We start from the raw sequence: 14,865 nt of genomic DNA, 5'->3' as shown, positions 1-14,865 counted from the left end.
AAGAGCTTTCTGATCGGGGGATGGTGCTGCGTGCGATCGTGTCGCGTGAGGGTGCGCCGGATACGGCGAAGTTTTCACTCTAGCGGGCACGTCGAGGTGAGCACCTTCACACCGGCATGCGCTTGATCGGGGACGACGACGCGGGGGTCACCCGGTGTTCTGCAGGCCCGCCGCGACGCCGCTCACCGAGAGCAGCAGCAGTCGCCGCTGCTCGTCGTCGGCACCCGACCCGGTCGCCTCGGCCGGGTCGCGCAGTGCGCGGAGGGCGCGCAGCTGCAGCAGCGACAGGGCGTCGACGTACGGAGTGCGCAGCTGCACGGCGCGCTGCAGGATCGGCTTGTTCTCGAGCAGGCCCACGCCGCCGGTGAGACGGATGACCCACTCGCGCGTCAGCGACAGCTCGTCGAGCACGAGCTGCGCGAGATCGTCCCGATCGCCGAGGGCGAGGTACTGGCGGGCGATGCGCTCATCGGTCTTCGCGAGGCTCATGGCGACGTTGTCGATCATGGTGCGCAGCAGCGGCCAGTCGCGATAGGCCTCGGCGAGACGGGCCTCGTCGCCGACGGCGGCGAGAGCGGTTCCGAGTCCGAACCAGCCGGCGAGGTTGATGCGGGCCTGGGTCCAGGCGAAGACCCACGGGATCGCGCGCAGGTCTTCCAGCGACTCGACCGACAGCCCGCGTCGAGCCGGACGGGAGCCCAGGGCGAGCAGGCCGATCTCCTCGAGAGGGGTGACCGTGGCGAACCAGGGGGCGAAACCCTCCGCCTTGACGAGCGAGAAGAAACGCTCGCGCGACGAGGTGTCCATGACGGCGGCGATGTCGGCGAAGCGTGCGGCGGCGTCGCTCGTGTGCTTCTCGACGGACGGCGACGAGGCGAGCAGCGTCGCCGCGGCGACCTGATCGATGTGGCGCATCGCGATGGCCGGCTCGCCGTAGCGCGCGAAGATGACCTCGCCCTGCTCGGTGAGCTTGAAGCGACCGTCGACCGAGTGCGGCGGCTGAGCGAGGATGGCCGAATTGGCGGGTCCGCCGCCTCGGCCCAGAGCACCGCCGCGACCATGGAACAGGGTCAGTTCGATGTCGGAGTCTTTGGCCCACTGCGCGATCTTCTCCTGCGCCTCGTACAGGGCGAGGTTCGCGGCGACCGGGCCGACGTCCTTCGACGAGTCGGAGTAGCCGAGCATGACCTCGAGCCGGTTGCCCGTCGCGGCGAGGCGTTCCTGGAACTCCGGGAACGTCACGGCCTCCGCGAGGATGGCGGGCGCCGCCTGCAGGTCGGCGAAGGTCTCGAACAGGGGAACGACGTCGAGCACGGGGGCGTCGTCGCCCAGCGCGTGCCTCGCGAGCGCATACACGTTCGCGAGGTCGGGCGCCGACTGAGTGAACGACACGACATAGCGGCCGGCAGCCCGCAGGCCGCGGTCGCGCTGGATCTCGGCGATCACGCGGAAGACCTCGAGCACCTCCTCGGTCTGCGCGCTGATCGCGTCGCCGCTGGAGAGCTCCGAGAGCGCCTTGCGATGCACCTGCGAGTGCTGACGCACCTCGAGCTCGGTCAGATGGAAGCCGTAGGTCTCCACCTGCCAGATGAGGTGCTGCACGCCGCCGAACGCATGGCGCTTCGCGCCCGCATCCGCCAGCGACGACTGCACCGTGCGCAGGTCGTCGAGCAGCTCCTCGGGGCGCGAGTAGCGCTGCTCCTCGCCGCGGCGGGTGGCCGCGACACGGTGGGCGAGGGCGAGCAGCACGCGGCGGTGCGGCTCACCGGGGGAGCGGGCGCCCAGCTCCTCGGCGACGCGCGGCTCAGCGGCGGCGAAGGCCTCCCACAGAGCCGTGACTCCTGCGCTCGCAGGGGTGTCCTCGGCGTCCAGCGTGAGGGCGCGGCCGATGCGCTCGAGTGCGCGCTCCAGTCCGCGCAGCACGTGGTCGGACGCGATCTGCGACGCCTCACGGGTGACGGATGCGGTCACGAACGGGTTGCCGTCGCGGTCGCCGCCGACCCAGGACCCGATGCGCACGAACGCGGGCACGACCGGAGCGCTCGAGCCGGAGTCGTCGCCGCGGAGTGCGTCGTCGATGCGCCGGTACACGTGCGGCACGGTGGTGAACAGGGTCTCGTCGAACACGCCCATGACCGTGCGCACCTCGTCGGTCGGCGAGGGCTTCTCGGCGCGGAGCGGCGCGGTGCGCCAGAGGGTGTCGATCTCCTCCAGCATCCTCCGGCGCGCGCGGTGCTCCTCAGACCCGCCCTCGCTCGCGGCGTCGTGCTGGGTGAGCAGCTCGGAGAGGCGGCGGATGCTCGACGACACCGCGCGACGGCGTGCCTCGGTCGGGTGGGCGGTGAACACCGGGTGGAAGCGCAGGCCCTCGAGACGGCGGAGCGCCTCGTCGTCACCGACCTCCGTCTTCAGACGCGCATAGGCGGTGGCGACGGTGTCGGCCGCATCCTCGCGCCCCGGCTGGCCGGCGCGCTCACGGAGCACCCGCACGCGCTGGTGCTCCTCGGCGAGATTGACGAGGTGGAAGTAGCAGGTGAACGCCCGTGCGACCTCGTCGGCGCGCGCGATGCTGAACGACTCGGCGATCGCGGCCGCCCGATCGAAGGCGTCGGAGGTCTCTTCGTCATAGGCCTGGATCGTCGCCAGCCGCAGCCGCTCGACGTCCTCGAAGAGGTCGTCACCGCCTGCTTCGCGCAGTACCTGGCCGAGAAGGGCGCCGAGCATTCTGACATCGGTGCGCATGGCATCCGGAATGCCGCGGCCCGCTTCGAAACGGCCGATGATGCGGATGGCCGAGGTGTCAGTGGGCTCGGGGAAGGCGTGTTCGGGGGTCACCGTTCGAGAGTATCCCGGGTCGGGGTCGTGCTCTGAACGCATGACGATGTGAGACGTGCGGGGCGCTCGCAACTACCATGGGGGCGATGCGCATCTCCGCGAACCCTCTCCGTGGCCAGCAGTTCCCTGCTGTCCTGCTCCTCGTCGCGGCAGGGCTCGGCATCCTGCTAGCGAATCTTCCCTCGCATGATGCGCTCGCCGCGGTGCTCGACTTCCACATCGCCGTGCCCGGCACAGTGCTCGATCTCTCGATCGAGCACTGGGTGTCCGACGGGCTTCTCGCCGTGTTCTTCCTCGTGGTGGCGATCGAGCTGCGGCACGAGCTCACCCACGGCGAGCTCGATTCGCCCAGCAAGGCCGTGCAGCCGGCCATCGCCGCCGCCGGCGGTGTGCTGGTGCCGATCGCTGTCTATCTGCTCATCGCGGGCGACTCCGCGACCGCCACGGGCTGGCCCATCCCGACGGCGACCGACATCGCCTTCGCGCTCGGCGTGCTCGCGATGTTCGGACGGGGGCTTCCGTCGAACGTCCGCGTCTTCCTGCTCGCGCTCGCGATCCTCGACGACATCATCGGCATCATCTTCATCGCGGTCCTCTTCGCGCACGACGTGCAGTGGCTGTTCCTCGCGCTCGCCGTCGCCGCCGTCGTCGCGTTCTGGCTGCTCAGCAGACTGCTCCACGCCAAGGGGCATCCGGCGGTGGCCGTCGCGATGATCATCGTCGGCGTCGTCGCCTGGGGCCTGGTGGCCTCGTCGGGCATCCACGCCACCATCGCCGGCGTGATGCTCGGGCTCGTGATGTCGCCCGTTCCTGCCGCGCGCACCAGGCACGTGCTCGAACCGACCGTGAACGGCGCGATCCTGCCGATCTTCGCGTTCGTCGCCGCTTTCGTGGTGATCCCCGCCCTCGCACCGTCGGAGCTCTCTCCCGCCTTCTGGGGGATCGTCGTGGCGCTGCCCGTCGGAAAGATCATCGGCATCTCCCTGTTCGGGTGGCTCGCGATGCGGATCCGGCCCCGAGGCGCGGCGCCGGCCCTGCCGTTCGCCGACCTCTTCGCCGCCGGTGCGCTGGGCGGCATCGGCTTCACCGTCTCGCTTCTGCTCGCCAACCTCGCCTTCGCGGCCGACGCCGGCACCCGCGATCAGGCCATCCTCGGTGTGCTCGTCGGCTCGCTCGTGGCTCTCGTGCTCTCGGGTGTGATCGTGTCACTCCGCGCCCGTACGTACCGACGACGCGGCGCCGTGACCTCGTGACCGCGAGGCGACCCGAGTGGCGTTCGAAGGAGGACCGGTGAGTGCAGAGCCCGCCCGAGACCCGCTGCGCGCCGCAGCCGAGACTATGCGCGAGGTCCGGGATCGCTGCGTCTGGTCGCAGCAGATCACCCATCGTGATCTCGTGCCGTATCTCATCGAGGAGTCGCACGAGGTGATCGACGCCGTCGAGGACGGCTCACGGGCCGACCTGCGTGAGGAGCTCGGCGACCTGCTCTGGCAGGTGCTGTTCCACGCCGCGATCGCCGCGCAGGACCCCGACGACCCGTTCGACATCGACGATGTCGCGGCCACGCTCACCGAGAAGATGGTGCGGCGGCATCCTCACGTCTTCGCGGACGAGGTCGCGACGACCCCTGAAGAGGTCCTGGTGCACTGGAACGCCGCGAAGGCGGCGGAGAAACGCGCGAGACGCAGCGTCCTCGACGGGATCCCGCGCGGTATGCCGGCGCTCGCGCTGGCACAGAAGGTCGCCGGTCGAGCCGAGGGGGCCGGCGTCGTCGTCGCCCGGACCGACGCGGACGGGGCTGGACCGGCGCCCTCCTCGGAAGCAGAGCTCGGCGACGCACTTCTCCGCCTCGTGGCGGTCGCGCGCGCCGAGGGCTGGGATGCCGAACGAGCGCTGCGCGAACGGCTCCGAGCGGTCGAGGCCGAGGTCCGCGAGGCGGAATCCGAAGCCTGAGTCCACGGCCTGGCCCGCAGACCTGGAAAGATGGAGGCGTGGCTACTGTGAACCCGCCGCGCGGAATGCGCGACATCCTCCCCGCCGACAAGGCTCGCCGCGAGCGCGTCCTCTCCGTGATCCGTGATCGTTACCGCTCGCACGGGTTCGACGAGATCGAGACACCGGCGCTCGAGGAGTACTCGCGACTGCACGCCGGCATCGGCGGCGACAACGAGAAGCTCGCCTACAACGTGCTGCGCCGCGGCCTCGATGCGGATGCCATCCGCGACGCCGCCGACGACCAGGGCGCCCTGGCCGACCTCGGTCTGCGATACGACCTCACGGTTCCGCTCGCGCGCTTCTACGCGAGCAATCGCGCTCAGCTCCCCGGTGTGTTCCGCGCGATCCAGATCGGTCCGGTCTGGCGTGCTGAGCGACCGCAGAAGGGGCGCTACCGCCAGTTCGTGCAGTGCGACATCGACATCATCGGCGACGACTCGTCGCGCGCGGAGGCCGAGCTCATGGTCGCCTCGCTCGATGCGGTCGACGCACTGGGTCTCGAGGGCGCCACCGTGCGCATCAACGACCGCCGTGCGCTGGACTGGATGCTCGACAGCTTCGGCTTCACGGGCGACGAACGTCCCGGGGTCCTCATCACGATCGACAAGCTCGACAAGATCGGGCCCGACGGCGTCGCCGCCGAGCTGCGCGAGCGCGGTTCGGCGCCATCGGCCGTCGACGCGTTCGAAGCCTTCCTCCTGCGCCCGCAGACCATGGAGTACAACCCCTTCGGCGAACGTCAGATCCGCAAGGCGCTTCCCGACGGTGCCCCGGACGAGATCGTCGGACACCTCGTCGCGATCGGCGAGGCCGTCGCCGCCGGCCGAGGCGCGACCGACATCCCGCTGGTCTTCGACCCGTTCCTCGTGCGCGGCATGGGCTACTACACGGGCACGATCTTCGAGCTGGCCCACCCTTCGGTGTCGTACTCGCTCGGCGGCGGCGGTCGCTATGACGGCATGATCGGCCGCTTCCTCGGCCAGCAGGTCCCTGCCGTCGGGTTCTCGCTGGGCTTCGAGCGCCTCGTCGACCTCGTGACGGCGGGCGCGGATGCCGGCGAGCGCGCCGTCGTGCTCATCCATGACGCCGACGTGCCGGTCGCCGAGCTCGTCATGCACAAGGCGGGTCTCGTGGGCTCCGGGGCGCGAGTGCGGCTGGAACGGCGCACGAAGAACGTGAAAGCCCTGCTCGAGCGCTCGGCCGCCGACGGATACACGGAGTTCGCGACCGTCTCGTCGGGCACCTCGGAGCTGGAGCTCAAGCCCCTCTCCTGAGTTCGGCAGATGCCGTTCACTCGGCGTTCACGCCGTTCCGGTCGAATCGGGACATGAGCCGACCGCCGTTCGTCGCCGTCGCGGCGGTGGGTGTCGCCACCGCGGTGGCCGCCGCCGGAGTCCGGGTCGTCCTCACCCGACAGGCCGCGATCGCGCGTCGACGCATCGGCAAGCCGCTCGGTGAGGAGTCGATCGACGCCGACCGCGTCTGGCGTCGTTCGCTCGACGGCATGCCGATCGATCTGCTCGTGCTCGGAGACTCGCTGGCGGCGGGCCTCGGCGCCGAGCGGCGCAAGGAGACACTGGGCGGACGACTCGCCAAGGGTCTGGCGCGACGGATGCGACGACCGGTCCATCTGCGCACGGCCGCCGTCGTCGGGTCCGAATCGCCCGACCTCGCCGCCCAGCTCGACGCGCTGCCCGAGGACTACGCCCCGCATGTCGCCGTGATCGTGGTCGGGGGCAACGATGTGACGCACCGCATCCCCGTCGCCGTCTCGACGCAGCACCTGCGGGAGGCCGTCCGACGGCTGCGTGCTCGGGGTGCGGAGGTCGTGGTCGGCACCTGTCCCGATCTCGGAGCCCTCCGCCCGGTTCCGCAGCCTCTGCGGCGCCTGATGTCGAGCATGTCCCGTCGACTCGCCAGGGTACAGGCCGAGACCGCTCGTGCCGAGGGCGCGCACCCCGTCGACCTCCGCCGCGCCGTCGGCCCGATGTTCTTCGACGATCCGGAGGCGATGTTCAGCCTCGATCGCTTCCACCCGAGTCCGCTCGGCTATCGGCGCACGGCGGAGGCACTGCTCCCGGCCGCGTGTCGGGCTGCCGAGACCGCGCTCAGCTCGCGCCGTCAGACGGGGCAGCACTGAAGGACGCCGCCCAGTCGGCGACCCGCCGTGCGCTCTCCTCGTCCGAGAGGTCTTCGACCCGGGTCATCACCGACCATCGCACGCCGAACGGATCCCGGATGCTGGCGAATCGGTCTCCCGACACGAACGCCGACGGAGCCTCGCGCACGGTTGCGCCCGCGGCGACGGCACGCTCGACGACGGCGTCGACGTCCGAGACATAGAGTCCCATCGAGTAGCAGTCGTCGTCTCCCGACGGCGCAGAAACCAGATGATAGTCGGGGCTCGGCTCGCCCAGCTGCAGGTGGCCGAACCCGAAGTCGAGGTCCGCATGGGCGACGACACCGCCGAACTCCGTGACATCGATGACGCGAGCGCCGAGGACGTCCCGGTAGAACTCGATCGCCTCCCGCGCCCGGGGGACCGCGAGGAAGGGAGTGAGGGAGGTCGCGCTGTTCGGTCGGCCGTCCGTCGTGTGCTCGCCGGTCACGCCGGTCCTGTTCTCGGTGCTCATGCAGCCACAGTAAGGAGCAGTCGCAGACGCGCGCTTGAACTTGCGCGACACGATCGTGCGCCGGGGTCATAGGGTCGAGGCATGGACGTCGACGACCTCGGACCGACCGTGTCCGCCATGCGGGTCACCGTGGCGATCCTCGCCGGCGGTTAGCGATGCGTGCGACCCGCGGTGTGCTGTATCCGGCCCGGCTGCCGGACTTCCATCGTCTGCCGCCTGCGACCGCCGCGCGGGACCTCGCGGTGTGGTTCTGGATCCCCGAGTGGAGCATCGAGCCCGCTCGATCGTCTCGCCAGGAGATCGTCGGCTACCCGGCGCTGAACCTCGTCGTCGAGAACGGTGACGTGAGTCTGTCCGGGGCGACGACACGGGCTTCGCATCGCGAGCTGACCGGCACGGGCTGGGCAGTGGGCGCCCTGCTGCGACCCGCAGCTGTCGCGGCCCTCATCGACGACCCTGCCGCACTCGTCGATTCCGAGCAGCCGGTCGTCGCTCCCGAGCTCGCGGACGGGGTCAGTGCTGCGATGGCGTCGGGGGAGGGGCATCGCGAACGCGCCGTCGCGGTGTTCTCGGAGTGGCTCGCTCGTCGGGTCGGACCCCTCGACGACAGTGCGAGGCATGCGAACGCGCTGGTCGAGGTGCTCATGGAGGAGGGCGCCGCCGACTCGGTCGAGGAGGCCGCGACCCGACTCGCGGTCTCGCTGCGCACGCTGCAGCGCCTCGCCCATCGTCACGTCGGAGTGTCGCCGGCCGCCATGATCCGGCGCCGCAGGCTGCAGGAGGCCGCGGAGCACCTGCGTCTGCACCCATCGGTCGATCTGGCGGATCTCGCCGCCGACCTGGGGTACGCGGATCACGCCCATCTCACCCGCGACTTCCGGAACGTGCTCGGAATCGCGCCCCGCGCGTACCGGGCGTCCTCCGCGCAGGACGTTCGGAGCGCTGCCGCGCCACCCTGATCAGCGCGCGAGCCGCAGCCGGATCATCCGATAGAGCACACCGACCAGCACGACCGCGGTACCCACCACCGAAGCCACCACCGGCAGCGTGTTCACGAGCACGAGGCACCCGAGCGCACCGACGACCTGCAGCACCCGCGGATAGCGGCGAGCCGCAGTGCGCTGGCGGAATGCCGCCGCATTGGCGATGAGGTAGTACAGCAGTACACCGAACGAGGAGAAGCCGATCGCGTCGCGCAGATCGGCGACGAGCACGATCATCACGATGATGACCGCGATCGTGATCTCGGCCCGACGGGGTACGTGCCAACGCTCGTCGACCTTCGCGAGGAAGCGCGGCAGATCCTCTTCGCGGGCCATCGCCAGTGTGGTGCGACCGATGCCGGTCAGGAGGGCGAGCAGAGCTCCGAGCGAGGCGGCGGCCGCGGCCACGCGGACGACAGGAGTGAGAGCCGTCCACCCCGAGGCCGTGACGACATCGGCGAGGGGGGTGGTGCTCGTGACCGCGTCGCCGCCGAGCACGACGACGACCGTGATCGCGACGAGCGTGTAGACGACGACCGTGCCGCCGAGGGCCAGGGCGATCGCCCGGGGGATCGTCCGGGCGGGGTCGACGACCTCTTCGCCCATCGTCGCGATGCGCGCGTATCCCGCGAACGCGAAGAAGAGCAGGCCTGCGCCCTGCAGCACCCCGTACGCGGAGGCATCCGGAAGGGGAGCCGGGGCGGTAGACGAGGAACCGCCGAGGCCCACCGCGACCACCACGGCGAGTCCGAGCAGCGAGCACACGACGAGGATGCGCGTGACGAGGGCGGTTCGCGTCACGCCGAAGCAGTTGACCGCCGCGAGAGCGACGACGGCAGCGACGGCGACCGGCACCTCCCAGCCTTCCGGTGCCGCGTAGGCGGCGAAGGTCATGGCCATCGCCGCGCAGCTGGCGATCTTGCCGATCACGAAGCTCCATCCGGCGACGAAGCCCCACCACGGGCCGATCTCGGCGCGGGCGTACGCGTAGGTGCCGCCGGCGACGGGATGCGCCGCGGCGAGCTGCGCCGAGGCGGTCGCGTTGCAGTAGGCGACGATCGCGGCGATCGCCAGGGCGATCAGGATGCCGCTTCCGGCGACTCCCATGGCCGGTGCCCACACGGAGAACACGCCGGCGCCGATCATCGAACCGAGACCGATCGCGACGGCGTCGACCAGTGTCAGGCGGCGGGCGAGAGGCATCCCGTCATCGTGTCACGTCCGGGTGAACGTCCGGTATCGCCGTCACCATCAGCTCCGAGCGGCGGTGACGCGCTGCTTCTCGCGGATGTAGACCTGTCGGCGGACTCTGGCGACGACGTCTCCGTCGCGGTCGGTGATGACGGTCTCGAACCACTCGAGCACCTTCGCACCGCCGTGCGCCCGCTCGCGGATCTCCTCGGCCCGCTCGCGGCTGACCTCGAACTCGGCGGTCAGCACCCCGCGCCCGGGCTTGAGGAACTCGATCTCGCCCCGGGTGTCCCAGACGACATAGTCCCGGCCGAGCTGATGCATCACGAGCATGAAGAAGTACGGGTCCGTCATCGCGGACATCGAGCCGCCGAATGCCGTCTTCACGTAATTGCGGGTGAACACGTTGACGTGCAGCTCGACCGTGGCGTGCGTCCAGTCCTCGCTGAAGCGGCGGATGCGGATGCCGCTGAACAGATTGGGGACCCACAGGCTCATGCCCGTGGCGAGACGACGGGGAGTGATGCGCATGAGGTCAGTGTGGCCGACGGCCTGATCCGGACAAAGCTCGCTGGAGGGTTGCGACAGTTGTTATAGTTTATGTAGAACTACTAGAAGATTGGAGGACGGGATGCTGATCCGCATCGACGCCGACAGCGCTCGGCCGCTCTTCGATCAGGTCGCGGCATCCGTTCGCGCCGATGTCCTCGCCGGACGTCTCGTGCCGGGTGACCGGCTGCCTGCCGCCCGTGAACTCGCCGAGGCGCTCGAGATCAACCTGCACACCGTGCTCCGTGCCTATCAGCAGCTGCGCGACGAGGGGCTGATCGATCTGCGCCGTGGCAGGGGAGCGGTGGTGTCCGCTGGTGCATCTCCGCTCGCCGAGCTCTCACAGGACATCGCCGCGCTCGTCGCCCGCGCCGCATCCCTAGGACTCTCTTCCTCGACACTGGCCGCGCTCATCAAGGAGACCGACGCATGACCCCCGAGATCCGCCGCGCCCGCACCGCCTTCTGGTGGGTCGGGGTCATCGTCCCCGCCGCTCTGATCGTGCTCGCCGCCGTCATCGTCCTGGCGTGGCTGCCCGACATCCCCGATCCTGCGGCGATCCACTGGGGCCTCGACGGGGCCGATGGCTTCGCGCCGCGGTGGACACCACTGGTCATGCTGATCGGCCTGGGCGGAGGGATCGTGGCGATGTTCGCGATCATCGTCCTGGTCTCGCACAGGCTGCCCCCACGGGGCTCGGGCGGGCCGCATCCTCAGTCGCCGTGGTCGACGACCGCCCGTCTGCTCGGAGCGGCCGGCCTCGCGATGGCGGGCCTGATGTCCATGCTCGCGATCACGACGACCGGCTCCCAGCGAGGGCTCTCCGATGCGACCGAGGCGCCCGACATCGCCCCCTGGGTCCCGGTCATCGTCGCGATCGCCGCCGGCCTCGGGGTGATCGGATGGTTCGCGCAGCCGAAGGTGCCCGTCGCGTCCGTCGCGTCCGCGGATCCGGCGGCACCTCTGCCTCTCGCCGACCACGAGCGCGCCGTGTGGATGAAGACCGTGAACGTGGCCCGCAGTGGCCAGGTCGTCCTCGGGATCAGCGTCTTCTTCACGGTCGCCGTGAGCGTGCTGCTGCTCGCCCGGGGCATCGCCGCCGGGTGGATCGTGGCGGGCATCACTGTGGTCCTCGTCATCGTCGTGGCGACCGGTCTGTCGTTCCGGGTGCGGGCGAGCACCGCTGGCCTTCGGGTGCGCTCAGTCGCCGGATGGCCGCGTCTCGAGATCGCCGCGGCCGATATCGCCAGCGCTCGCGCTGTGCAGGTCGACCCGTTCGCCGAGTTCGGCGGCTGGGGCTACCGAATCGGCACCGACGGGCGGCGCGGATTCGTGCTGCGCACCGGCGAGGCCCTCGAGATCACCCGCACAGACGGTCGCGTGTTCGTCGTCACCGTCGACGACGCCTCCACAGCGGCATCCGTCCTCGCTTCCGCAGCATCCCGATGATCGCTCCGCACATCGACACCGAACAGCACATCGACACCGAACAGCACATCGACACCGAACAGCACATCGACACCGAACCGGGAGTCAATCCATGACCCGCATCAGAGCCGCATCCGTCGTCCTCTTCGTCGCGCTCGCGTGCGGGCTCGCCTGGCTCGTCGCCCTGCCGCTGTGGCTGGGCGACGGCCTCGCCGAGCCCAGCGCCTGGTTCCTGCTGCCCGTGATGATGCTGACCCCCGCGCTCGCCGCGCTCGTGGTCACCCTCGCCCTGCGTGTGCCGGCACCGGGGGAGCGGCTCCGCTTCCTGGGCATCTGGCCCCTGCGCCCGGCCAGGCGGGTCGTCTGGCTGATGGTGGCGGGCTGGCTCGTCCCTCCGGTTCTCGTCGCGCTCGGCATCGTGGTCGCGGCGGCCTTCGGATGGGTGCAGCTCGACCCGACGTTCTCGGCGTTCTCCGCTGAGATCGCGAGGTCGCTGCCCGCCGGTGCGCCGATGCCCCCGATCGAGCTCATCGTGATCTCGCAGATCGTGATGATCCCTGTCGGCGCCCTGATCAACAGTGTGCTGGCGTTCGGCGAAGAACTCGGCTGGCGCGGGTGGCTCGTCCCGGCCCTGCGACCGCTCGGCACGTGGCCGGCACTCCTCATCAGCGGAGCGATCTGGGGCTTCTGGCACAGCCCGGTGATCCTGCTGGGCTACAACTTCGGGCGCACCGACATCACCGGCGTGCTGTTCATGATCGGCGGCTGCATGGCCTGGGGTGTGCTGCTGGGCTGGCTGCGTCTGCGCTCCGCATCGGTCTGGCCCGCCGTCCTCGCGCACGGCTCGCTGAACGCGGCCGCCGGACTCGTCCTCATCTTCGCCGCATCGCAGCCCGATCTCGCACTCGCCGGACCTCTCGGCGTCGCGGGATGGATCGTCGCGGCGGCGGTGATCGCCGCATTGGCACTCACGGGCCAGTTCCGTCGTCAGCCCGAGCTCGCGGGCGCGCCCGGGCGGCTGCTGTCCGCTCCCCGAGCCGGGAGGGGTCCGCAACCCTCTTGACGCTCTTCGGGGCTCACGGTTTGCTGAGGGCATGGAATCCACTCCCGCCGCCTGGTCGAATGCCGACGCCTATCTCGCTGATCTCCTCGTCGGTCATGATCCGCAGCTGGAGGCGGCGCTGGCCGCTCAGCACGATGCCGGTCTTCCCGAGATCGAGGTCGCGCCGGTCGGCGGCAAGCTCCTCAACCTCCTCGCCCGCATCAGCGGCGCTCGCCGCGTGCTGGAGATCGGAACGCTCGGCGGGTACTCGACGATCTGGCTCGCACGGGCGGTGGGTCCCGAGGGGCGGGTGATCACCGTCGAGGCCGAAGCGGACAACGCCGCCGTGGCCCGCGCGAGCATCGATGCCGCCGGCGTCGGAGACCGCGTCGACATCCGGATCGGCCGAGGTGCCGACGTGCTCCCCACGCTGGTCGGCGGCTTCGACCTGGTCTTCATCGACGCCGACAAGGAGTCGAACACGGTCTACCTCGACTGGGCCGCGAAGCTGGGCCGTCCCGGAACCGTGATCGTGCTCGACAACATCGGACGGGAGGGTGAGATCGTGCGCGACGATGCGACCGACCCCAAGGTCGTCGGCACCAGGGATGCACTGCGGATGCTGGGCGAGGACCCGCGCTTCGACGCCACCGCGCTGCAGACGGTCGGTGTCAAAGGCTGGGACGGCGTCGCGCTCGCTGTCGTCGTGTGAACCTCCGGCCCCGACCCGGGTGCTGAGGGCCGGGCGGGCTAGACTGGGCGCGGATCGACGACGCTCCACACACCTTTTCTCTGAGCAAGGAGCACATCAGTGGCACTGATCGAGGCTGTAGGCGCACGCGAGATTCTCGACTCGCGCGGAAACCCGACCGTTGAGGTGGAGGTGCTCCTCGACGACGGCGTAGTCCAGCGGGCAGCCGTCCCGTCGGGTGCATCCACCGGCGCATTCGAGGCGTACGAGCTGCGCGACGGCGACAAGAGCCGTTATGGCGGCAAGGGCGTGCTCAAGGCCGTCGACGCCATCATCGACGAGCTCGGACCGGCGCTCGAGGGCATCGAGGCGAGCGAGCAGCGCATCGTCGACGAGATCCTGATCGAGACCGACGGCACCGAGAACAAGCAGCGCACCGGCGCCAACGCGATCCTCGGCGTCAGCCTCGCCGTCGCGAAGGCCGCGGCCGACTCGGCCGATCTGCCCCTGTTCCGCTACCTGGGCGGCCCCAACGCGCACGTGCTGCCCGTGCCGCTCTTCAACGTGATCAACGGCGGCGAGCACGCCGACAACGGCATCGACATGCAGGAGTTCTTCCTCGCGCCGATCGGCGCCGAGACGTACTCCGAGGCGCTCCGCTGGGGTGTCGAGACCTACCACGTGCTGCGCGGCGAGCTGAAGGCCGCCGGCTACGCGACGGGCCTCGGCGACGAGGGCGGCTTCGCCCCCGACCTGCCCAGCAACCGCGAGGGTCTCGACTTCCTCGTCAAGGCGATCGAGAAGGCCGGCTTCAAGCCGGGCACCGAGATCGCGCTCGGCCTCGACGTCGCAGCGACCGAGTTCTTCAGCGACGGCGTGTACCGCCTCGACAACAAGGACTGGACCGGCCCCGAGCTGATCGAGTACTACCAGGGTCTGGTCAACGACTTCCCGATCGTCACGATCGAGGACGCCCTCGCCGAGGACGACTGGGACAACTGGAAGCTCCTCACCGACGCTCTCGGCTCGAAGGTCCAGCTCGTCGGAGACGACCTGTTCGTCACCAACCCGACGCGTCTGGCTGACGGCATCAAGCGCGGCGTCGCCAACTCGCTGCTCGTGAAGGTCAACCAGATCGGAACGCTCACCGAGACGTTCGACGCGGTCAGCCTGGCGCAGCGCTCGGGTTACACCGCCATGCTGTCGCACCGCTCGGGTGAGACCGAGGACACGACGATCGCCGACCTCGTGGTCGCGACGAACGCGGGTCAGATCAAGGCGGGTGCGCCTGCTCGCAGCGAGCGCGTCGCGAAGTACAATCAGCTTCTGCGCATCGAGGAAGAGCTGGGCGACGCGGCTGTCTTCGCCGGCCGCTCCGCGTTCCCGCGCTACCAGGGCTGAACACAGCTGAGACAGACAGAAGCCGCCTGAGCGGCTCGAACGGAGGAGGAGCCGTGGCACGACGACCGGCTCCTCCTTCGGCGTCTCCGGGGCGACCCGGCCCGCCTCAGCGCCGCC

At 70.1% G+C, this 14,865-nt stretch carries 14 protein-coding genes; 10 read left to right on the top strand and 4 right to left on the bottom strand.

Features of this window, described 5'->3' with window-relative positions; genetic code table 11:
* Positions 1-147 precede the first annotated feature (147 nt).
* Positions 148-2,835, bottom strand: coding sequence for a phosphoenolpyruvate carboxylase (locus tag ACZZZF_RS06285; RefSeq protein WP_285363101.1), 2,688 nt, complete (start codon positions 2,833-2,835; stop codon positions 148-150).
* Between the two features lie 86 nt (positions 2,836-2,921).
* On the opposite strand from ACZZZF_RS06285, the gene ACZZZF_RS06280 reads away from it, so the two are divergent.
* From ACZZZF_RS06280 to ACZZZF_RS06265, 4 genes are all read left to right on the top strand, one after another.
* Entirely contained in the window at positions 2,922-4,088 is a 1,167-nt protein-coding gene (locus ACZZZF_RS06280) for a Na+/H+ antiporter NhaA (RefSeq protein ID WP_463497560.1), read from the top strand.
* Positions 4,089-4,173: 85 nt separating this feature from the next.
* Positions 4,174-4,788: a nucleoside triphosphate pyrophosphohydrolase gene (locus ACZZZF_RS06275; RefSeq protein ID WP_053099038.1), complete on the top strand. Its 615-nt coding sequence runs from the start codon at positions 4,174-4,176 to the stop codon at positions 4,786-4,788.
* 65 nt (positions 4,789-4,853) lie between these two features.
* A complete protein-coding gene (locus ACZZZF_RS06270) occupies positions 4,854-6,104 on the top strand; it encodes a histidine--tRNA ligase (RefSeq protein ID WP_056277920.1) in 1,251 nt (416 codons plus the stop codon).
* A gap of 53 nt (positions 6,105-6,157) precedes the next feature.
* Positions 6,158-6,970 carry an SGNH/GDSL hydrolase family protein gene (locus ACZZZF_RS06265; RefSeq protein WP_463497557.1) on the top strand — a complete coding sequence of 271 codons (813 nt, stop codon included), beginning with the start codon at positions 6,158-6,160 and terminating at the stop codon, positions 6,968-6,970.
* On the opposite strand, the gene ACZZZF_RS06260 is transcribed toward ACZZZF_RS06265, so the two are convergent.
* Positions 6,939-7,463 carry a VOC family protein gene (locus ACZZZF_RS06260; protein WP_463497554.1) on the bottom strand — a complete coding sequence of 175 codons (525 nt, stop codon included), beginning with the start codon at positions 7,461-7,463 and terminating at the stop codon, positions 6,939-6,941. The genes ACZZZF_RS06265 and ACZZZF_RS06260 overlap by 32 nt on opposite strands.
* Positions 7,464-7,618: 155 nt before the next feature.
* Between ACZZZF_RS06260 and ACZZZF_RS06255 the strand changes: the two genes are divergently transcribed.
* On the top strand, positions 7,619-8,422 hold the full coding sequence (locus ACZZZF_RS06255; protein ID WP_072590962.1) for an AraC family transcriptional regulator: 804 nt from the start codon (positions 7,619-7,621) through the stop codon (positions 8,420-8,422).
* Here the strand turns inward: ACZZZF_RS06255 and ACZZZF_RS06250 are convergent, their stop codons facing one another.
* Both ACZZZF_RS06250 and ACZZZF_RS06245 read right to left on the bottom strand, forming a co-directional pair.
* Positions 8,423-9,649, bottom strand: a complete 1,227-nt coding sequence (locus tag ACZZZF_RS06250; RefSeq protein WP_372984285.1) for an APC family permease — start codon at positions 9,647-9,649, stop codon at positions 8,423-8,425.
* A gap of 48 nt (positions 9,650-9,697) precedes the next feature.
* Positions 9,698-10,168 (bottom strand): PaaI family thioesterase, encoded by a 471-nt coding sequence (locus tag ACZZZF_RS06245; RefSeq protein ID WP_072590964.1) that lies wholly within the window; start codon positions 10,166-10,168, stop codon positions 9,698-9,700.
* A gap of 100 nt (positions 10,169-10,268) precedes the next feature.
* Between ACZZZF_RS06245 and ACZZZF_RS06240 the strand changes: the two genes are divergently transcribed.
* From ACZZZF_RS06240 to eno, 5 genes are all read left to right on the top strand, one after another.
* Positions 10,269-10,619, top strand: coding sequence for a GntR family transcriptional regulator (locus ACZZZF_RS06240; RefSeq protein ID WP_463497552.1), 351 nt, complete (start codon positions 10,269-10,271; stop codon positions 10,617-10,619).
* Entirely contained in the window at positions 10,616-11,635 is a 1,020-nt protein-coding gene (locus tag ACZZZF_RS06235) for a DUF1648 domain-containing protein (protein WP_463497550.1), read from the top strand. The genes ACZZZF_RS06240 and ACZZZF_RS06235 overlap by 4 nt, the downstream gene beginning before the upstream one ends.
* Positions 11,636-11,726: 91 nt before the next feature.
* Complete coding sequence (locus ACZZZF_RS06230) at positions 11,727-12,677, top strand: CPBP family intramembrane glutamic endopeptidase (protein ID WP_320491283.1); 951 nt, start codon at positions 11,727-11,729, stop codon at positions 12,675-12,677.
* 31 nt (positions 12,678-12,708) lie between these two features.
* Positions 12,709-13,368, top strand: a complete 660-nt coding sequence (locus ACZZZF_RS06225) for an O-methyltransferase (protein WP_072590968.1) — start codon at positions 12,709-12,711, stop codon at positions 13,366-13,368.
* 99 nt (positions 13,369-13,467) lie between these two features.
* Positions 13,468-14,748: a phosphopyruvate hydratase gene (gene eno / locus ACZZZF_RS06220; RefSeq protein ID WP_053095504.1), complete on the top strand. Its 1,281-nt coding sequence runs from the start codon at positions 13,468-13,470 to the stop codon at positions 14,746-14,748.
* Positions 14,749-14,865: the final 117 nt, after the last annotated feature.

It is taken from the genome of Microbacterium sp. AC215, from assembly GCF_979258645.1.
Note: the sequence above shows the minus strand (reverse complement) of the source record. Positions and strands in the feature narration are given on the sequence as shown.